Raw genomic sequence first — 20,454 nt, forward strand, 5'->3', positions numbered from 1 at the left:
ACAAATGGGATAGAGGGGTTAAGCGTGAAACAGCTCGCTAATGTGTTAACTCCCCTGACGTTAATCGTCCGTTAGGTCGAAACGTTAGAAACCCCCACTTCAAGCTTTGCTAAGTGGGGGAGTGTTCATTATGTATTAAACCATCGTTACTTTTTCACAATTATTTATTCTTACGACCTGCCTTGGTTCTATATGAGATAAGTCCTCGCTATTACTTATATCAACTACAATTGTATTCGTTAGTATGTTAATAATGGAACCAACTAATTTTGTAGCATGATCGTGTCGATAAGAAAATTGAACAAAATCTCCCTTTTTAAAGTTGTGCTCTTCCATAGATAGATCCCCCTAAAAATAATGTTTATACATTATATATACACAAATTTATAAGGTTTAAACATTTGGTAGTGTTTTTTACGTGTTAAGCCGAGAAAGGTGTAGAAAATTTATTTATAATGAAAATAAAAAAATATGTTTAAAACTAATTTTTATGGGTAATTAAATAGTAAAAGTTCGAGATAAGGGGGCGGAAATGATGAATTTGGAAATAAATATTTTGCAAAATGATGTAGGTTATACGGTACAACTTAATGGTGAAATTGATGCGTATACGGCATCAGATTTGAAAAATAAGGTAATGCCTATTACAAGCGAAAAAGAGGTTCAGATTGTAGTAGATTTTCATAACGTAGATTATATGGATAGTACTGGTTTAGGTGTTTTTATAGCTCTATTAAAAGCGGTTAAGAAAAATGATGGAAAACTAGAGTTTATCGGTGTATCTAAAAGATTAAAAAGATTATTCGATATTACAGGATTAACGGAAATATTAAATTTGAATTCTGATTTTGAAAAAGTAGAAAGAAGGTGACTAGGGATGATGGAGAGATTTGAAAAGATAGAAATGAAAATTCCTGCAAAGGCAGAATATGTGGCTATTATTCGTTTAACAATGGCTGGTGTTGCGAATCGAATAGGCTTTGCTTATGACGATATAGAAGATATGAAAATTGCTATTAGTGAAGCATGTACAAATATTGTACAACATGCATATAAAGAAGACGTTGGAGAAATTGCAATTGTCTTTGGACTATATGAAAATCGATTAGAAATTATGGTTGCGGATAATGGGGTTAGCTTTGATTTTAATAACTTAAAAAGGAAAGTTGGTCCGTATGATATTAGTAAACCAGTAGAACATTTGCCGGAAAATGGTTTAGGTTTATATTTAATTAATACGTTAATGGATGATATACAAATCATGCATGATGAGGGCATGACAGTTTTAATGACAAAATATATACAAAGAGAGCAGGTGGAGAATGATGGAAATCCAATCTCAACCTACGAATCTTACTAAAGAAGACGTTATTAAACTAATTGCAGACTTCCAACAAAACCAATGTGATGAAGCGCAGGAAAGGTTAGTTGAGCATTATAAAAATCTTGTCTATTCCATTGCATATCGCTATTCAAAAGGCGGGCCGATGCATGAGGATATTATACAAGTAGGCATGTTAGGGCTCTTAGGCGCAATAAGAAGGTATGATTATTCGATAGGGAATGCTTTTGAGCCTTTTGCAATACCTACGATAGTAGGGGAAATAAAGAAGTATTTACGTGATAAAACTTGGGGTATTCACGTTCCAAGGCGAATTAAAGATTTGGGCGGGAAAATTAAACTTGCGATAGAGGAACTAACAGATCATTTGCAGCGTTCACCGAAGATTATAGAGATTGCGGATCATTTAGGACTATCCGAAGAGGAAGTGCTAGAAATTATGGATGCGAAAAATAATTATCGAGTATCTTCCTTAGATGATGTAGTTGAAAATGCATCTGATGGCAGTTCGGTAGCGAGAATTGAATCTGTAGGTGAAGTAGAGCAAGGATATGAAGAGATAGAAAGGCGTCTCGTTTTAAAGGATATTTTTAACGTATTAAATGATACGGAAAAGAGTGTTATTCATTATATATTTGGAGAAAATTTAAATCAAAAAGATACAGGGGAACGGTTAGGTATTTCACAAATGCACGTTTCTCGTATTAAAAGACAAGCGATAAGTAAGTTGAAACAAGCCGCATTTTTAGATACATAAAAAATTTAAAATAATGATGTTTAAAACATGAGAAAAGGGGTACTTATTAAGTATAGGAGGAGATATGAAATGTCACACGATGTGAAAGAACTAATCGAAGGTTTGAATGAAGATTTAGCAGGAGAATACTCAGCAATTATTATGTATAACCATAATGCAGCTACAGTTGCTGGTATATATAGACAAGTGTTAAAACCTTTCTTTGAATCTGAAATTAGTGATGAACAAGGACATGCCCTATATTTAGCGGAGAAAATTAAGACGCTAGGTGGTACACCTACTACAATCCCTTTACGAGTGAAACAAGCAGAAGATGTTAGAGAAATGTTAGAATACGCTAGACAATCAGAATATGAAACAATTAAGCGTTATGAAAAGCGAAAAGAACAAGCAGCGAAATTAAATATGACAGAGTTAGTTGTAAAGTTAGAAGATATGATCGCAGATGAAACAAATCATATGGAAGAGTTGGATCGTCTTTTAAGTGATAAAGCAATGGTGTTAAATTAAAAGTGGAAACTTATAGAGTGAAAGAACAAACTCTCATTTCTGGGGGTTTGTTCTTTTGCTATATAAAAAATATGTTTGAGTAGGAAATTTTCATTTTGTAACTGAGTATGTAATACTAGAAAAATAGAAAATGATAATCGATTTACATTTTATATAAGAAAAGGGGAAATCACTTGTGTCCATTTTAATTGTAGATGATAATCCGGTTAACATCTTTGTAATTAAGAAGATTTTAAAACAAGCCGGATATCAGGATCTTGTATCACTTAATTCTGCACAAGAGCTTTTCGAATACATCCATTTTGGAAAAGATTCTTCCAGGCATAATGAAATTGATTTAATACTATTAGATATTATGATGCCTGAAATTGATGGACTTGAAGTTTGTAGGCGATTACAAAAAGAGGAGAAGTTTAAAGATATTCCTATTATTTTTGTTACAGCTTTAGAAGATGCAAATAAATTAGCTGAAGCTCTTGATATGGGGGCAATGGATTATATTACGAAACCTATAAATAAAGTTGAATTGTTAGCGCGTATGCGTGTGGCATTACGCTTGAAATCAGAATTAAATTGGCATAAAGAACAGGAAGAAAACCTTCGGAATGAACTAGATTTAGCTACACAAGTACAAAGAAACTTATTAAGTAGCCCATTAAGAGAAGAGCATATAAAAATTGAAGCAAGTTACTTACCTTCATTTAAATTAGCTGGAGATATGTATTATTGGTATAAAATCGATGAAAACCGCTACGGTATTATATTATTAGACGTGATGGGACATGGTATATCTGCTTCATTAGTTTGTATGTTTATTTCGTCTGTATTACGTGAAACAATTAAATGTTTAATTGATCCAGAACTCGTTATTAAAGAATTAAATAAATATATGACCCTTTTACATAATGAAAATGATAATATTCCCTATTATTTTACGGCCATATACTTAGTTGTTAATACAGAAGATAGAACGATTGAATATGTAAATGCAGGGCATCCTTCTGGATATGTTTTAGTTGATGAAACAAATGTAGTTGAACTAGATCGCGGGAGTTGTGCGGTAGGATTTTTTGATGAAATAAAAGTTGAAAAGACAGTTATACCTTTTGAGAAAAATGCTCAAATCGTATTATTTACAGATGGTGTTCTTGAAGCAATTGCAAATGATGAATTTGAGGCTGAAGAGAAATTACGTACTTTTACAGAAAGAAAATGGGGAGATTTAGAAGGCGAGATAGAAGGGTTTTACAAGGAAGAACAAAAGAAAGCGCAATCAGATGATATGTGTCTCATTATGATACAAACGAATGCGAAATAAAAAGCGTATGAAATCCAAACAGAGGATTTCATACGCTTTTTATTGTATTTTTTGATAAATTTGTTCGCTAGGATTAAATTGAGTATAATGCGGCATTATATTTGAAAAACGAAGAGTTTCTTTATTCCCTAAACATAGAAAACCATTGTGACCTAAGCTTTCATAAAATAGTTGCTGCACTTGATTTTGAAGTTTACTTGTAAAGTAAATTAAAACGTTACGACAAAGTATAATATGAAATTCGTTAAAAGATTGATCGGTTACTAAATTATGCTGTGCAAAAATAATGTTTTGTAAAAGTGATGGATTAAAATAAGCAAAACGATTATCTGTTGAATAATAGTTAGAAAATGCTTGTGTACCGCCAGCTTGTAAATAGTTTTTCGTATAAGTTTGCATTTTATTTAACGGGAGGATGCCTTGTTTTGCTTTTTCTAACACATTTGTATTCATATCTGTTGCGTAAATAACCGACTTTTCACTTAATCCTTCTTCGTGAAGTAAGATGGACATTGATAATACTTCTTCACCAGTTGCGCAGCCAGCATGCCAAATTCTAATTTCAGGATGCTTTTTCAATTCAGGAATTACATGCTCTCTAAGCGCTTTAAAAAAGGCAGGATTACGGAACATCTCAGTTACATTAATCGAGAAATCATTTAATAACTGTTCTAAAACCCCTTCCTCGTGAATTACTTTTTCAATTAATTTTGAAATGGTTGGGATATTAGAGAGCTGCATTCGATTACAAATCCTTCTATAAATAGATGTGCGAGCATATTGGCGAAAATCAAATCCTGATAGTTTAAATACCGCTTCCAATAGTAATTCAATTTCTAAGTTCGTGCGCTCATCTGTATCTACTGATGGATCAAAATTATAATACTTATTTTCCACTGAAACGAAACCTCACTTATTTTATTAACCATACACTCATTACCGAATAGAGTTGATGTAAATTTAATGGTTTACTTATATAATCTGAAGCACCAGCAGATAAACATTTCTCTTTATCATTTGGCATTGCTTTAGCAGTTAATGCAATAATAGGTATTTCATGTAACCCTAAATTCATTCGGATATGTTCCATCGTTTCATAACCGTCCATATTTGGCATCATAATATCCATTAAAATAAGGTCGATATTTGTATTGTTTTTTAGTATGTCTAAACACTCTAGGCCGTTTTGTGCAGTAATGATATTGGCATGGTGTTTTTTTAATGCATTTTGTAATGCAAATATATTTCGATGATCATCATCGACAATTAATATGGTTTTCTCTTGGAAGACATTATTTGTTTCTGGAAGAACGATGGTTTCCTCAACAACTTCAGCAGTAATAACTTCATCTACTGTTGCTGCGACTTCTAAATTAGATAACTGTATATCATGTAATCCATTTGGAAGGTTAGGAATATATACCGTGAAAGTACTACCTTCTCCTACATTACTCTCTAACGTAATCCAACCACCTAACAATCTAGCAAACTCTTTACAAATAGATAAACCTAATCCTGTACCACCATACTTCCGAATCGTTGCGCCATCTGCCTGTTGAAAGGCTTCGAAAATAAGTTGATGCTGTTCTTTAGCGATACCAATACCAGTATCTTTTACTGAAATTGTAATCCAATCTTTACTTATAGACTGCATATCATGACTTAAATTACTTGTTTCTATCGAATCGAAATGTAAAGAAATGGATCCTTTTTCTGTAAATTTAAATGCATTGGATAATAAGTTTTTAATAATTTGCTCAATCCGTTTTGCATCTGTATAAAACAGATCAGGAATCGTATCACTGTCTTCAATAGTAAATTCGACATTTTTTTGTGCAGCTATATGTAAAAAGTTTTGATGCATATTGGCTGCCATGTCACTTATGTTCGTTGCCTCAAAAATGATGTCTAGTTTGCCTGCTTCTACTTTAGATAAATCTAGTATGTCATTAATTAAAGTAAGTAAGTCTTTCCCTGATGAATGAATGACAGTTGCTAATTCAATCTCATCGTCGGATAAATTGTTATCATGATTTTCTCTTAACATTTCAGATAATAGTAAAATACTATTTAATGGTGTGCGTAATTCATGTGACATATTTGCTAGGAATTCTGATTTGTATTTTGAGCTGCGTAACAACTCGCTTGCTTTTTCTTCTAATTCTAATTTAGTAATTTGTAAGTCAGCTGTCTTCTGCTCAGCCTCTTCAGTTCTAGACTCTAATTGTTCATTCGTTGTTCGTAATTCTTCTGCTTGCATTTGTAGTTCTTCCGCTTGCGTTTGCAATTCTTCTGATTGAACTTGTAACTCTTCTGTCATTGCTTGTGATTCATGTAAAAGAGTTTGAATTCGCATACGTCCCATAATGCTATGGATTGTTAAACCTAGATTATCAACGGTTTGTTGAATTAAATCTTGATGTAAATCTGAAATCTCAGTTACACTTACTAACTCCATTACTGCGATTACTTCATCCTCAAATAAGATAGGGATGATTAATAGATTTTTAGGACGTATTTCTAATACTCCGCTAGTGACATAACGAAACTCTTCGGGTATATCCCTGAGAATAAAACTTTTCTTTTCTAAGGCAGACTGTCCAATGAAACCTTCACCCATTTGAATGGATTGTTTCCCAATATCAGCACCTTGATCGGCGAAAGAAGCTTTTTTCACATAGTAGACAGTTTCTTCATATTCTTCACGTACATAAAATGCACCGCAAGAAGTTTGCGTTTTCTGTATAATTCCACTCAAAATTTTGTTACCTAACATCTCAATAGAAGATACACCTTGATACATTAAAATTAATTCTGCAAGCTCAGTTTGTAACCATTCTCTTTTCGATATTTCGTCTAGTAGGTGATTTGTTGTATGAGCAAGATCTTTTATTTCATCATGGCTGTTTACATGAATTCTTTCCGTAATTTTTTCTTTAGAAGAAATGGATTTAATAGCTTGAATTACATTTTTAATCGTTTTTGTAATGGAATTGGAAATATAAAGTGAAACGATAATGGCAAAACAAGAAAGTAAGAACAATAAACTGTATAACCAAATCTCTAATTTATTATTTTCAATATCTAATTGTGCAGCTCTTTTTTTTGTTAGTTGCTCCTCAGTGCTACGGAAGTTAGTTAGCTGTGATTGTAATGACTGAATTTGAGTCGTGTCCATTGTTTGTACATTATTACTATTATTATTTGTAATGAGTGGGTGAATCTCTTTATTAATCCAACTAGTAATGTTTTCGTTAATCTGTTTTAATTTTTCTTGCTGAGAGGGATTATCCTCTAATAAAGCAAAAAGATCTTGATAATGTTTTTCGTAATCCTTTTCCGCAGAGTTAAGGGATTGCACGTAAGTAGGGTTATTAGAAATGATAAACCCTTTCGCTTTATTTTCAATTGTTAGTAACTCTTTCTCCACTTGATTCGTTAAATTGAGAACTTTAAAATCGTGATCAATAATAAAATTACGAGATTTTTGTAAGCTGGAAATCTCATTGTTTAACATAATGAAAGAAACAAGCAAGAACAAAATGATAACTAAATAACCAGCCATAATTTTGTAGCGAATACTAAATTTTGCTTTCGAGTTCATTAAAAATTCCTACCTTCAAGGTTATTAAAACTTTTCTATTTTAAAGAATGAAAAACGTAATATATATTATATCAGTTTTCATAAGGTCAAACTAGAAATCCCCCTATTGTATTAGGGGGTTCTTTTTTAATAGAGGAAATCATTTTGAAATATAAAAACATATATGAAAGGTAGTAGACGAGGGAATAGAGGATAACAAACATTCTAAGAAGGGAAGAGTGTTCTTAAAGCTCTTTTTGCATCTATTCCTTCAAAAATAAATAATACAAGATCTCTCTTTTTTACAGTAAGGAAAAAGGATACTAGAGTGCTTAAATTTTTAATTGATGTCATTGTTCCATGTTTACTTATAAACAAATTAGCTTGAAATGTTTTCATTAAAGCATAAAAATGATGAATCTGAGTTATTGTAGGTGTTTCATTATAAGAAATAGTAGTAGAGTGAATGGCGTTCATCGTAATATTCCTTTCCATATAGTAAGCATAACAATATAAACATACCCGTTTAAAAAAATGTTAAACATATAAATAAGAAAAAATATAATTATAGTTTTTTACGTTTAGAAAAGGTTAGGAAGGGTATACATATACTACAAAGAGATTAACTGAAGATGAATTGTAAGATGTCTATGTTTAGTAGATTAGTCTATCAAAATATACTTTTACTTTAAATAAAAAGGAGCCTGGTATACATGAATGAAATGATGATTAATATTACATTTGATTTAATTTACTTGTTAAGTAGTTCACTTGTAGTGCTTTTACTATTCGCTTTTTTCGTAAATGGTTATGTTAATAAAAAGATTAGTGTATACAGAAATGAAGAAAAATAAAGAGACATTATATAAAACTTTAGGAGGTTAATAGTTATGAATGTAGATAGAAAAATAGTAGGTGTTTTTAGAACAATTGATGATGCGGCACTCGTTATTAATGAATTAAATGAAAAAGGATACTCAGCAGATAACATTTCAGCTATTGCGAAAGATCAAAAGGAAATTGAACATCTGGAAGAAAAATCGGGTGAAAAAGTGAATAGCGAAACTGCACATAAAGCAGATATCTTTTCAGCGACAGGGCTTGTAGCTGGAGGAGTAGCAGGCGGACTCGGTGGTTTATTAACAGGTCTTGGTATACTTGCCGTTTCTGGAATGGGTCCAATTGTAGCAGCAGGACCAATCGCAGCAGCTATTGGAGGAGCCGGTATTGGCGGAGGAGCTGGAAGTTTAATAGGAGCATTTATAGGGTTAGGAATTCCAGAAGAACATGCTAAAAAGTATGAAGAATATATTTACGATGGAAATATATTAATTTTAGTAGATGCAAAATTAGATGATAAGTTAGAAATCTATAAAATATTTGATAAGCATCATGCTTATAACTCTGATTTCTTTAAATAAAATGTAAACAAAGTAAATATCGTTTTTGATCTTACAACTTTGGCGCGGCCGAGGAGTCGTATGACTATAAGAGAGGAAGGGCTTATAGTAAAAGATCAAGTTTTATTATGTTATTTAAAAGGAAAGAGGTGTCTTTTCGTGATTGTAAAAATATTAAAGGATAGTAGCGATAGTTTCCTTTGCACGATTCAAAATAAAAATGGGGATAAGTATGTAAAGAAATGGTTTCGTAAACATGAGAACAATGAAAAATTAGGACGACCAACTTTCAAAGAAGTAGAAAAGGACTGGAAAGAAAATAAAGAGTCGTTTATGTATCCTAATGTTAAAGCGCTTTATTAAAATGAAACATAATGCGCGTTTCATTCTTACAAAACTGTCACATTCCTGTAAGGTAATTCAATAGATTAGTTGTTTGTTCCGTGTCATAATAAAGACATAAGAAAGCTAATTAAAACTACAACTTATTAGGAGAGTGTCAGTCATGATTGTAACAACAACGTCTGGAATTCAAGGTAAAGAAATTATTGAGTATATCGATATTGTAAATGGTGAAGCTATTATGGGTGCAAATATTGTCCGCGATTTATTCGCTTCTGTTCGTGATGTTGTCGGTGGTCGTGCTGGTTCTTATGAAAGTAAGCTAAAAGAAGCTCGTGATATCGCAATGGACGAAATGAAAGAACTTGCAAAACAAAAAGGTGCGAACGCTATCGTTGGTGTTGACGTAGATTACGAAGTAGTTCGTGATGGAATGTTAATGGTTGCTGTAAGTGGTACAGCTGTACGTATATAAGTAAATAAAAAACAGGCTCACCCCTTGAAGTTTATGCTTTGAGGGGGTTTTTTATTTTTCTTTTGTTCATGACTAAAGTTAAAATAGAGAAGGGCCGACGTACTCGCTCGCTTATTTCAAATGTAGTATATTATTTCTTGAGAAAAAGCAAATAAATGGGATTTTTTGTATTTAAAGAAGGTGTTAACTTTATGACAAATAATAAAATTGCTATTTGAGGTACGAAGAGAATGAGTGGTATGAATAATTTTAGAAAGTGTATAGTTAATAGAAATAAACGATGGAGCATGTAAAGAGTTATATTACATAAAATTTATTATGAACGGAGGCGGTTACACTATGTTTTGGTTAGGATGTTTTTTAGGATACATTGTAGGTTCTATTATTACATGTGCGCTACTTTACTTTGGATATAGATCCCATGAAAACAAAAAAGCGAATATACAAAAGAGGGAGGAGAGGAAAATCAATCAAAAAGGTGTATAGTAGGCGAAAGGTAAGGTGATAACGTTGATGCAAAAATAAAGGGCAGTACATATTTTGATGACTACTATGTACTGTCCCGTTTATTCTTTTTGGATTATGAGAAGTTGTTTCCTGGCTTGCTATAAATTTCATAGGCGAGAAACCCCAATAAATAGCCGATTCCGGATCCTAAACTCATTGTAAGAAGTGAATAATCCGGGAAAAATATGCCGAAAATCAAACCGATTATACAGCCAATGAGCATTCCTACAGGTATGAAACTATCCAATAAAACTTGAGCTTTTTTTGATTTTTTCTTACCTAATGTACCGTTGTCATATTTATGTTTAAGCCTTCCAATTACATAGACTACAATTCCCCCGACTATTAAAACAGGCGCAATTGCCGTAAGTAACCACATGTTAGAGTCTCCTTTCGCTTTTTTAATTAAATTACATAAGCTACTTAAAATTCTATGCTACTAAATGGATTGATAGTTGAATGTACTCAATTTAATAATTCGTTAAAAAAACTTTCCCTTTCGTTTTCTCAGCGGACTGTACAACATCAACTGCCGCTTTCACATCCGCTAATTCATACGTAGAATGGACTTTCATAAAACGTAATTGCTCATTTTCTACTAAGCGAATTAAATGACGAAACGTGTCTTGCCATTTATAAGGTGACACTTCTTTATTCCAATGTCGTAAATGAAATATGTTCGCGTGCACTTTTGCTTTCGTGACAATCTCTGCCCAGTTTACTTGTATTCCTGACAGAAGTCCTATAGTTAAAAAGTGCCCATTGGGACGTAAGGAGAAAGCTAATTCATTTCCATCCGGTCCCCCGATAGAATCAATTGCAGCATCCGCGCCGAGCCCGTTCGTTAATGTCATAACGGTTTCATAAAGCGGGGCAGTCGAAGTATCAATTACATGATGAGCGCCAAGCTGAAGTAATTCGTCTGTATGTTTACTATTTCTTGTCACGGCAATGAGTTGGAAATTTAAAATTTGCGATAACTGCGCAAAAAGATGCCCGATAGCGGATCCACAAGCATTCACTAACAAAACATCATTCCGTTGTAAGTTTAGCGTTTCCGTACATGTAACCCAAGCCGTAAGGGGATTAATATACATTTGTGCCGCGGTAAAATCATCAATAGAATCGGGAATAGGGACTACAAAATCAGCTGATGTCTTCACATATTCTTGCCAAGTACCTTCCCCGCGTAACGGTAACACACGTTTACCGATAAGGTCTCTAGAAACAAAAGCTCCTACATCTTCTACAATACCAACACCTTCATAACCAGGTATGTTAGGTAAAGGGATTCTATGTGCGTACGCTCCGGTTATTGGAATTAAGTCAGATGGATTAATCGGTCTAACTAGCATACGAACGAAAACTTCATTATCTTTCAGTGGTTCTATATTTTTATATTCAACTTGTAATACGTCTTTTGGATTGCCAAACTTATGAAATTGAATGCATGTTCCAAGCAAAGTAATTTGCCCCCTTAGTTTCATTGGGTTTATTATAGCATTTTTAGTTTGGGTGGTTATTTTGTTAGTGATAAATAGGGTTTTTAATTTACGTATTTATCAGAATTTTATAAAATGTGTATATAACTATAAAATGGGGGGATTTCTTCATGTGTACTAGTTTGACGTTACAAACTAAAAATTTCCAACATCTTTTTGCAAGAACAATGGATTTCACATTAGATATGAATCAGGAAGTAATAATCATCCCTCGGCGTTATCAGTGGAACAATATAACTGGTGAAACGATCCGAGCGAAAAAGGCTGTTGTCGGAATGGGAATTAATTTTGGAGGAAGGGTCATGATGGCGGACGGAGTAAATGAAACTGGTATGACATGTGCAACTCTCTATTTCCCAGGATTCGCTACTTATAGTAATCATATAGATAGCAATAAAACGAATGTAGCGCCATTTGATTTTGTGACTTGGAGCCTCACGCAGTTCAATTCTGTTGAAGAGGTAAGAAAATCTATTGATAACATTGCCTTTATAGATGTGTCATTACCAGTTTTAGGAATTACGCCACCGCTACATTGGATTTTAGCAGATAAATCGGGAGCGTGTATTGTACTTGAGCCGACAGCTGATGGAATAAAAGTGTATGACAATCCAATAGGAGTGATGACTAATAGTCCCGAGTTTAATTGGCATTTACAAAATTTAAGACAATATATTGGTCTTAAATCGCAGCCATTTGCGCCAACGGAGTGGGGAGATGTACCATTAAGTGCTTTTGGCCAAGGTTCAGGAACGATGGGGCTTCCTGGAGATTTCACCCCGCCATCAAGATTTGTACGGGCAGCATATGGCAAACAAAACATTCAAAGTATAGAGAACGAAGAAGAGGGGATATCGGCTATTTTTCATATTTTATCAAACTGTGAGGTTCCTAAGGGGGCAGTAATAACAGAAGACGGTATATTAGATAATACGATCTATACAAGTGCAATGTGTATGGAGTCTGGAACATATTATTACCATACTTACGATTGTAGACAAATTATAGCCATTCATTTATTCAATGAAGATTTAGATACAGCTGAGATTAAAACGTATCCGTTCCAGCGGAAGCAAAAAATCTTTTATGAAAACTGATAAAAACACCTCCATTGAATTTGCATACTTAGTATGCGAATTTAGGAGGTGTTTTTTATCATATACCACTATTCGTGTTCACTTCATTTTTTACTTTTCTATTAAGCCGAAGCTCTCTTCATTCTCTCAAGTAAACTAGACAACACATGCGTACGATAAGATTCTAGTTTTTTACCTTCATAAGTACGGATACCTAATTTTTTAAGTTCTTTTACATACCAACCTTTGCTTCCGAAATACATGTGATCGCTCCCCTTCAACTTTGTTTTTATTTATCCTGATTGCATATGGAGGTACAGGAATTATAATGAAGGAAATGAATTTCGCGCGAAAATGGTTAACTTTGTTGCAAAAGACATATATACTAAAGATAGTATACAACGAGGTGGACAAGACGTGATTATAGAGAAGCACGAAATTCAAATTGACCAAATTACTAGCGGTAAAGTAAATATCTTTACTTTCTATCGAAATAGAAAGCAAATTGATGATCATTTTTTACGATTGCAAGAACCATCGCTTACAGCAAACTACTTCTTCCATTTTCATTTTGATGCAGAGAGCTTGCATCTACTGCAGAAAGAGTTTCCGAGCGTATATCCGTACGACGGTAGTGAAACGATTCACGACTGGACGGAAAAGATGAAAGCTGAATTGCAACATCAGATCCAAACAGGTAAATGGAATAAACGCGTACGTATCGGTAATCGCATTCTAGATGTGGTGTTTACGTGGTGTGACGAAGATATAGTAGAGTGAAAAAGAAGCGGATGACGCTTCTTTTTTTTAGCGCTGGAATAAAACGAGCTTACCTGCAGTAGATGTACAGCGATGTGTTTTTTCATACAATCCTTTTTCTTGTAAGATAGATTCACCTTTTGCTTTTGCTTCTTTTTCAGTTGCCGCCTCGAATGATTCGTCTAATGCTTTTGAACCATCTTTTTCAAAGACTGTTAGAACGTATACTCCCATGAAAATTCCCTCCAATAATTAAAATCAGAATCTTATAATTATTTTGACATAAAATGCTACAATATGCAAAGAAATATATGACATTGCGTGGTAAAATAGAATGAAACTTTAATCATCGAGAATATTTTTATTCTCGATGATTATTAGTTTTCAGCGATTTTAATTTTGATAAAATGAAACTTTTGAAAGATAGGAAGGATCGTTATTTGTGAAACAAGTAAAGTTTATACATGCGGCTGATTTGCATTTGGATAGTCCGTTTAAAGGGATGGAGATGAATGTTGCGCAGTCTGTTTGGGAGAGAATGAAGCAAAGTACGTTTGAATCATTTGAGCGTATTGTTGATAAAGCAATTCAAGAGCGCGTTGATTTCGTATTACTAGCTGGGGATTTGTATGATGCGGAGACGAGAAGTTTGAGGGCGCAAGTGTTTGTGCGTGAGCAAATGAAGAGACTTTCGCAGTACGATATCCCTGTTTTTATTATTCACGGTAACCATGATCATTTAGGAGGAAGCTGGGCAGCAATTGAGTTTCCGGAAAATGTTCATGTATTTACTGAGCCTTATGTAGAAGAGAAATCATTTTATAAAAATGGTGAGCTATTAGCTTCTATTTATGGTTTTAGTTATTTGCAGCAAGCGGTAACGGATAATATGACAGCGCAGTATACGAAAATGAGTGATGCGCCTTTTCATATTGGCATGCTTCACGGAAGTGTGGAAGGAGATGCAGAGCATAATCGCTATGCACCGTTTCAAATTCGTGAGTTGAAAGAAAAACAGTTTGATTATTGGGCTCTTGGCCATATACATAAACGTGAAATTTTATCAGAAGAACCATACATTATTTATCCAGGGAACATACAAGGTCGTCATCGTAAGGAAACAGGCGAGAAGGGTGCGTACCTTATTGAACTTACGAAACAAGGAACGCAGTGTTCATTTTTCCATACGGCAGATGTTGTATGGGATGAAATCGAAGTTTGTATTGATAGACTTGAAACTGTTGATGAACTTATGACGAGCCTATCTACTGCGCTGAATGAATGCCGAAGAGAAGAGGAAGGTACGTTATTAACTGTCGTATTCACAGGACAAGGCCCACTTTCCCCTTATTTGCGTGACGAAAAGCGCGTGGAAGAGATTTTTCACATTTTAGCATCTGGCGAAGAGCGAAAAGATTTTGTATATGCGATGAAGTGGAAAAATGAGACGGTTTCTTTTGCGGAAATCGAACGTTTGAAAGCGGAAAATCATTTCGTAGGTAGTGTGCTAAAGGAGTTAGAAGCTTTCAGCAATATGGACGGAGTATTGCGCACCATTTGGACATCTCCTGTAGCGCGTAATAGTATTGAATCTTTTACAGAAGAAGAGAAGAAAGAGATTCAAAAGGAAGCAGAAAATATTATTTTAGAGCAATTATTCCAGCAAGAGAGGGATAAAAAATGAGAATTGAAAAACTCCATATTTATGGGTACGGAAAATTAGAAAATGTGGAAATGGATCTTTCCTTGCTGACGGTGTTATATGGTGAAAATGAAGCGGGGAAATCGACAATTCGCTCATTTATGAAAAGCATTTTATTCGGTTTTCCGACGAGAGGACAGCGCCGTTATGAGCCGAAAGAAGGTGGGAAGTATGGCGGTGCGATGACTGTGCAAACAGAGCAGTACGGTCGTTTGAAAATTGAGCGATTGCCAAAGACGGCAGCTGGCGAGGTGACCGTTTATTTTGAAGACGGGAAAACGGGCGGAGAAGAAATTTTAAACGATATATTAAGCGGGATGAATGAAAGTTTATTTGAATCTGTCTTTTCATTTGATATGCATGGCCTTCAAAACATTCATCAGCTTGGCGAAGCGGATATTGGCAATTATTTATTTTCGGCAAGTGCAGTCGGAAGTGATGCGCTATTGCAGTTAGATAAAAAGCTAGAAAAAGAAATGGACCAGCGCTTCAAGCCGAGCGGGCGTAAACCAGAAATTAACGTGTCATTGCAAGAGATGAAGAAACTTGAAGAGAAGATGAAAGAGTGGCAAGGAAAAATTGGCACGTATGAAAAACAAGTAGAGCAGTTAAAAGAAAGTGAAGAGAAGCTTGCTTCTGTTCGCGGGGAAAAAGAGAGTGCAGAAAAACGAAAGCAAGATTATGAAATATTAGCAGCGCTTGAGCCACTCGTTATTGAAAAACGTGCGCATGAGAAAGTGTTAGAGAACGAGAGCGGGCAGTTTCCTGTAAACGGAATGGCGCGTTATGAAGCAATGAAGGCGAAAATGGAGCCGCTTCAGTTACAAGTTGATTCGCTCCACAAGAAAATCCAGACAGTGCAATCGGAAATTGCCTCGATTCAAATAGATGAAGAGTTTTTACAAAAAGAAAGTTATGTAGAAGAACTTCGTATGCAGCATATGTCTTACGAAAATGCACGCCAAGAAATGCGTGATATGAGCGGGAATATTACGAATATAAAAGAAGAACTGGCAGAACTAGAACAACAAATTGGTGCTACTTTTGAAAAGGAAACAGTTCTTTCATTTGATATGAGTTTGGCAACGAAAGAGTTAATTACGCAAACAGTGCAAAAGGCGCGCGAATTAGAAACGCAAAAAGCACAGCTCGATGATCGTTTTAAAGTAGCGCAAGAGCAATTAGAAGAACAAGAAGAAAATATAAGACAGATTAAGAAACAAATGTTAGTGGATGAAGAGAGAAATGTGTTAGTTGAGAAAGAGAAATCGTTCCAAGATGCGGCGTTTATCGGTATGGGCGCAGAGAGAATGAAGCGCAAGTATGAAGAGAAAGCAGGAGCAGCTAAGCAAAAGAAAAAGCAGTGGCAAAGAGTTTGTCTTCTGTTACTTCTTATTAACACAGGCGTTTTATTCACAAGCTTATTTATAGATAACCGAGCGCTCTTATTTATTAGTGTCATTGTTTTTGTAGGAATTGTTCTCGCTCTTGTTTTATATAAAGATCCATCAAATGGATTACAAGAAGAGCTCCTTACACTTCAGCAAAGTGCCGGCGGGAGACAAAGTGAAGAAGCGATGTCTGTACGCTATCAGTTAGAAAAAGATGAAGAGATACGTAAATTATTTGAGCGTGAGTCTTATAAGTTACAGCAGTTGGAGCGAGCGTATGATAAAGTCGTTTCATCGTATGAGGAATGGGAGAGAGAAACGTTCCAGGCGGGAGAACAAGTCGATGCATATAAAACGCGCTATATGTTTCCTGAATTTTATACGTATGCACACATATTGCCGGCGTTTGAGCGTATTGAAAAAATGCAGCAATTATATCGTGAATTAGAGAAACAAGGCACGCGAAAATCTTCATTATATGAAATGATTTCACAATTTGAACATAAACTAGAAACTGTTATCGGTAGTGCGGAGTATAGTAAGCTACACGAGGCACAAAGCCGTATGCAAAATGAGAAAGAGAAGCGCCAAACTTGTAAGCAGTTAAAAGAAAAACTGGCGGAATGGCAAGAAGAATATGAGTTTATGCAAGAACAATTAAAGCAATTACTAATAGAACGAGATGGTTTATGGCATATTGCAGCGTCTACAGATGAAGAGATGTTTTTAGAAGCGGGTAAACTAGCGGAAAAACGTGAAGATGCAGAGAAACAAGTGGGGCGTTTATTACCGCAAATTGATCTGTTAGAACAGCGTTTAACGAGTTTATCATTAGCTGAACATTACGAAGCTGACGGTTATGACGGAAAATTAAAGCAAGAACTGACAGTCGTGCAAAACTGTCTGGCGCAAGAGAAAGAACTGACAGAGCGTATTGCGAAACATCGTATGGAAATTGCGAATTTAGAAGAAGGTAGTACGTACGGTGATTTAATGCATGAATGGGAAATGAAAAAAGCGCAAGTGCGTGAACAAGTGAAGAAGTGGGCTGCTTATGCGGCCGCAAAAACGGTGTTAACGAAAACGAAGCAATATTATCATGAAGTACATCTTCCTCGTATTTTACAAAAGTCAGAAGAGTATTTCGTCTATTTAACAGGCGGACGATATAGTAAAATCTTTTCACCGTCAGAGTCAGAGCCGTTTATTGTAGAGCGTAACGATGGTATGCGTTTTTACAGTCATGAACTAAGCCAAGCGACAGCGGAGCAGTTGTATTTATCGCTGAGATTTGCACTAGCAAAAACATTTGAGCATGATTATCCATTTATTATTGATGATAGTTTCGTGCACTTTGACGCGGTAAGGACGAATCGAACGATTGAACTTATAAAGGAAATTGCAAAGGATAGACAAGTCATATTCTTTACATGTCATGCGCATTTACTCGCGTATTTTATAGAAAAACAGATTATAAAATTAACACATATGCGTAAAGAAAATGAGTGGTAGTGTGCTATACTAAAAGTAACTGATTTGGTGGAGGAATTCGAATGAAAAAGAAAATTGCAGAGTATGAAGTTGGTGAACAAGTCGATATTTTCTTGTTAATTAAAACAGCGACAAAAGGTATCGCAAGCAATGGAAAGCCATTTTTAACAGTAATCCTACAAGATCCAAGTGGAGATATTGAAGCGAAGTTATGGGACGTATCACCAGAAGTTGAGAAACAATATGTAGCGGAAACAATCGTGAAAGTAGCTGGAGATATTTTAAACTACAAAGGACGTATTCAATTACGTGTGAAACAAATCCGTGTTGCGAATGAAAATGAAGTAACAGACATCTCAGACTTTGTAGAAAAAGCACCAGTGAAAAAAGAAGATATGGTTGAGAAAATTACGCAATACATATTTGAAATGAGAAACCCGAACATTCAACGTCTAACAAGACATTTATTAAATAAGCATCAAAACGAATTTTTAGACTATCCAGCAGCGACAAAGAACCATCACGAGTTCGTATCTGGACTAGCTTATCACGTCGTATCAATGCTTGATTTAGCGAAAGCTATCTCAAATCTATACCCATCATTAGATAAAGACTTACTATATGCAGGCGTTATTTTACATGACCTTGGTAAAGTAATTGAATTATCTGGCCCAATTTCTACAACGTATACGTTAGAAGGAAACTTACTAGGCCATATTTCTATTATGGTAAACGAAATTGGTAAAGCAGCAGATGAATTGCAAATCGATGCAGAAGAAGTATTAATTCTTCAACACATCGTGCTTTCTCACCACGGAAAAGCAGAATGGGGTAGCCCAAAACCACCATTAGTAAAAGAAGCAGAAATTCTGCACTACATCGATAACTTAGATGCAAAAATGAACATGATGGACCGCGCATTAGGACGCACAAAACCAGGCGAATACACAGAGCGTGTCTTCGCTCTTGATAATCGTTCGTTCTATAAACCGTCGTTCCATAATTAATAGTGTGAATAAAGTGGCCTCATTAAGTTTTAAAAGCTTAGTGAGGCTATTTTTATAGGAAGTAAATAATATGATACGAAAAATATCTCGAATTTGAGATAAATCTCTTGCTTTTTAATCACTTGAGGTGTAAAGTGATAGTAACGAAAGCGATTGAGTCATATGAAAACATACACTCAGTTGTTTTTGATTAAAACAAAGTAACTTATACAGTAAAAACTAAGATGAATTTACAAAAATATAATTAAGAATAAATTGAAAAGCTAAAAACCATATTAGTTGTGGGAAATGTTATTTTTTTAGTTATCACTTGACTAGTAAAACGAAACGGAGGAATAACCAATGTATGAAATTAAAGGGCATCATCACATTTCAATGGTTACGAAAAATGCAAATGAAAATAATCACTTTTATAAAAACGTGCTTGGCTTACGTCGTGTGAAAATGACAGTAAACCAAGATGATCCGTCAATGTACCACTTATTTTATGGAGATAAAACAGGAAGTCCAGGTACGGAATTATCATTTTTTGAAATTCCATTAGTAGGAAGAACATATCGCGGTACGAATGCGATTACTCGAATTGGATTACTCGTTCCTTCAGAGGAAAGCTTACATTACTGGAAAGAACGATTTGAGAAATTTGATGTGAAACATAGTGAAATGACAACATATGCAAATCGTCCTGCTTTACAATTTGAGGATGCTGAAGGTCTTCGCTTAGTACTACTCGTTTCAAACGGAGAAAAAGTAGAGCACTGGGAAACTTGGGAGAAATCAGAAGTTCCTGCAGAGCATCAAATTCAAGGAATGGGTTCTGTAGAAATGACCGTTCGTAGACTTGATAAAATGGCGAGTACACTTACAGAAATGTTTGGTTATACAGAGGTTAGCCGCAGCGAAGAGGAAGCAATTTTCCAGTCCATTAAAGGAGAGGCTTTTGGAGAAATCGTTGTGAAATATTTAGATGGTCCTACTGAAAAACCGGGCCGAGGCAGCATTCACCATTTAGCAATTCGCGTGAAAAACGATGCAGAGCTTGCTTATTGGGAAGAACAGGTGAAACAAAGAGGCTTCCATTCTTCAGGAATCATCGACCGTTTCTATTTTAAAAGCTTATATTTCCGCGAATCCAACGGAATCCTATTTGAAATTGCGACAGATGGCCCAGGATTTACAGTTGATGGAGATGTGGAACATTTAGGAGAAAAACTTGATTTACCACCATTCTTAGAAGGTCAGCGAGCAGAAATTGAAGCGAATTTAGCACCGCTTGAAGAGAAGTAATAGAA

The 20,454-nt window shown here is 34.9% G+C and carries 23 protein-coding genes; 15 read left to right on the forward strand and 8 right to left on the reverse strand.

Annotated features, from left to right (window positions below):
* Positions 1-135: 135 nt before the first annotated feature.
* Entirely contained in the window at positions 136-336 is a 201-nt protein-coding gene (locus DN404_RS09410) for a hypothetical protein (protein WP_030023647.1), read from the reverse strand.
* A gap of 196 nt (positions 337-532) precedes the next feature.
* On the opposite strand from DN404_RS09410, the gene rsbV reads away from it, so the two are divergent.
* The 5 genes from rsbV to DN404_RS09435 all read left to right on the forward strand — a co-directional run bounded on the left by rsbV (position 533) and on the right by DN404_RS09435 (position 3,927).
* A complete protein-coding gene (gene rsbV, locus DN404_RS09415; protein WP_149214988.1) occupies positions 533-871 on the forward strand; it encodes an anti sigma b factor antagonist RsbV in 339 nt (112 codons plus the stop codon).
* A gap of 6 nt (positions 872-877) precedes the next feature.
* Positions 878-1,360 (forward strand): anti-sigma B factor RsbW, encoded by a 483-nt coding sequence (gene rsbW / locus DN404_RS09420; protein ID WP_000970571.1) that lies wholly within the window; start codon positions 878-880, stop codon positions 1,358-1,360.
* Positions 1,323-2,099 (forward strand): RNA polymerase sigma factor SigB, encoded by a 777-nt coding sequence (gene sigB, locus DN404_RS09425; RefSeq protein ID WP_149214989.1) that lies wholly within the window; start codon positions 1,323-1,325, stop codon positions 2,097-2,099. Before rsbW ends, sigB begins: the two co-directional genes overlap by 38 nt.
* 69 nt (positions 2,100-2,168) lie before the next feature.
* A complete protein-coding gene (locus tag DN404_RS09430; RefSeq protein ID WP_149214990.1) occupies positions 2,169-2,609 on the forward strand; it encodes a ferritin-like domain-containing protein in 441 nt (146 codons plus the stop codon).
* 175 nt (positions 2,610-2,784) lie between these two features.
* Positions 2,785-3,927 carry a fused response regulator/phosphatase gene (locus DN404_RS09435; RefSeq protein ID WP_086412377.1) on the forward strand — a complete coding sequence of 381 codons (1,143 nt, stop codon included), beginning with the start codon at positions 2,785-2,787 and terminating at the stop codon, positions 3,925-3,927.
* A 39-nt stretch (positions 3,928-3,966) separates the two neighbouring features.
* On the opposite strand, the gene DN404_RS09440 is transcribed toward DN404_RS09435, so the two are convergent.
* The 3 genes from DN404_RS09440 to DN404_RS09450 all read right to left on the reverse strand — a co-directional run bounded on the left by DN404_RS09440 (position 3,967) and on the right by DN404_RS09450 (position 7,987).
* Complete coding sequence (locus DN404_RS09440; protein ID WP_000429036.1) at positions 3,967-4,824, reverse strand: CheR family methyltransferase; 858 nt, start codon at positions 4,822-4,824, stop codon at positions 3,967-3,969.
* A 16-nt stretch (positions 4,825-4,840) separates the two neighbouring features.
* Complete coding sequence (locus tag DN404_RS09445; RefSeq protein ID WP_149214991.1) at positions 4,841-7,531, reverse strand: ATP-binding protein; 2,691 nt, start codon at positions 7,529-7,531, stop codon at positions 4,841-4,843.
* 204 nt (positions 7,532-7,735) lie between these two features.
* Positions 7,736-7,987: a hypothetical protein gene (locus tag DN404_RS09450; RefSeq protein ID WP_149214992.1), complete on the reverse strand. Its 252-nt coding sequence runs from the start codon at positions 7,985-7,987 to the stop codon at positions 7,736-7,738.
* Positions 7,988-8,223: 236 nt separating this feature from the next.
* On the opposite strand from DN404_RS09450, the gene DN404_RS30480 reads away from it, so the two are divergent.
* The 4 genes from DN404_RS30480 (at position 8,224) to DN404_RS09465 (ending at position 9,727) form a co-directional block, all read left to right on the forward strand.
* Positions 8,224-8,364, forward strand: a complete 141-nt coding sequence (locus tag DN404_RS30480; RefSeq protein WP_001004571.1) for a hypothetical protein — start codon at positions 8,224-8,226, stop codon at positions 8,362-8,364.
* A gap of 36 nt (positions 8,365-8,400) precedes the next feature.
* On the forward strand, positions 8,401-8,931 hold the full coding sequence (locus DN404_RS09455; protein WP_001100101.1) for a general stress protein: 531 nt from the start codon (positions 8,401-8,403) through the stop codon (positions 8,929-8,931).
* A gap of 138 nt (positions 8,932-9,069) precedes the next feature.
* Positions 9,070-9,273: a DUF4028 family protein gene (locus DN404_RS09460; protein ID WP_142343417.1), complete on the forward strand. Its 204-nt coding sequence runs from the start codon at positions 9,070-9,072 to the stop codon at positions 9,271-9,273.
* Between the two features lie 142 nt (positions 9,274-9,415).
* On the forward strand, positions 9,416-9,727 hold the full coding sequence (locus tag DN404_RS09465) for a YbjQ family protein (protein ID WP_000637511.1): 312 nt from the start codon (positions 9,416-9,418) through the stop codon (positions 9,725-9,727).
* Between the two features lie 580 nt (positions 9,728-10,307).
* Here DN404_RS09465 and DN404_RS09470 read toward each other — a convergent pair.
* Both DN404_RS09470 and DN404_RS09475 read right to left on the reverse strand, forming a co-directional pair.
* Complete coding sequence (locus tag DN404_RS09470; RefSeq protein ID WP_098771771.1) at positions 10,308-10,613, reverse strand: hypothetical protein; 306 nt, start codon at positions 10,611-10,613, stop codon at positions 10,308-10,310.
* Between the two features lie 91 nt (positions 10,614-10,704).
* Positions 10,705-11,697, reverse strand: coding sequence for a zinc-dependent alcohol dehydrogenase family protein (locus tag DN404_RS09475; protein ID WP_006924740.1), 993 nt, complete (start codon positions 11,695-11,697; stop codon positions 10,705-10,707).
* Between the two features lie 149 nt (positions 11,698-11,846).
* Here DN404_RS09475 and bsh point away from each other — a divergent pair, with 149 nt between their 5' ends.
* On the forward strand, positions 11,847-12,833 hold the full coding sequence (gene bsh / locus DN404_RS09480) for a choloylglycine hydrolase (RefSeq protein WP_149214993.1): 987 nt from the start codon (positions 11,847-11,849) through the stop codon (positions 12,831-12,833).
* Between the two features lie 101 nt (positions 12,834-12,934).
* Here the strand turns inward: bsh and DN404_RS09485 are convergent, their stop codons facing one another.
* On the reverse strand, positions 12,935-13,075 hold the full coding sequence (locus DN404_RS09485) for a YflJ family protein (protein WP_000273537.1): 141 nt from the start codon (positions 13,073-13,075) through the stop codon (positions 12,935-12,937).
* A 154-nt stretch (positions 13,076-13,229) separates the two neighbouring features.
* On the opposite strand from DN404_RS09485, the gene DN404_RS09490 reads away from it, so the two are divergent.
* Entirely contained in the window at positions 13,230-13,592 is a 363-nt protein-coding gene (locus DN404_RS09490; protein WP_000582785.1) for a hypothetical protein, read from the forward strand.
* 27 nt (positions 13,593-13,619) lie between these two features.
* Here the strand turns inward: DN404_RS09490 and DN404_RS09495 are convergent, their stop codons facing one another.
* The gene (locus tag DN404_RS09495; protein ID WP_000539552.1) at positions 13,620-13,805 is read right to left on the reverse strand and encodes a YhzD family protein; all 186 of its coding nucleotides are present in this window, start codon (positions 13,803-13,805) and stop codon (positions 13,620-13,622) included.
* Between the two features lie 208 nt (positions 13,806-14,013).
* Here DN404_RS09495 and DN404_RS09500 point away from each other — a divergent pair, with 208 nt between their 5' ends.
* From DN404_RS09500 to DN404_RS09515, 4 genes are all read left to right on the forward strand, one after another.
* Positions 14,014-15,255, forward strand: coding sequence for a metallophosphoesterase family protein (locus DN404_RS09500; protein ID WP_025688422.1), 1,242 nt, complete (start codon positions 14,014-14,016; stop codon positions 15,253-15,255).
* On the forward strand, positions 15,252-18,176 hold the full coding sequence (locus tag DN404_RS09505; protein WP_149214994.1) for an ATP-binding protein: 2,925 nt from the start codon (positions 15,252-15,254) through the stop codon (positions 18,174-18,176). Before DN404_RS09500 ends, DN404_RS09505 begins: the two co-directional genes overlap by 4 nt.
* 41 nt (positions 18,177-18,217) lie before the next feature.
* Positions 18,218-19,162, forward strand: coding sequence for a 3'-5' exoribonuclease YhaM (gene yhaM, locus DN404_RS09510; protein WP_000726638.1), 945 nt, complete (start codon positions 18,218-18,220; stop codon positions 19,160-19,162).
* Positions 19,163-19,504: 342 nt separating this feature from the next.
* The gene (locus DN404_RS09515) at positions 19,505-20,449 is read left to right on the forward strand and encodes a ring-cleaving dioxygenase (RefSeq protein WP_113303205.1); all 945 of its coding nucleotides are present in this window, start codon (positions 19,505-19,507) and stop codon (positions 20,447-20,449) included.
* Positions 20,450-20,454: the final 5 nt, after the last annotated feature.

Source organism: Bacillus sp. TE8-1, from assembly GCF_008368855.1.
In the GTDB taxonomy this organism is placed as follows: Bacteria; Bacillota; Bacilli; order Bacillales; family Bacillaceae_G; genus Bacillus_A; species Bacillus_A cereus.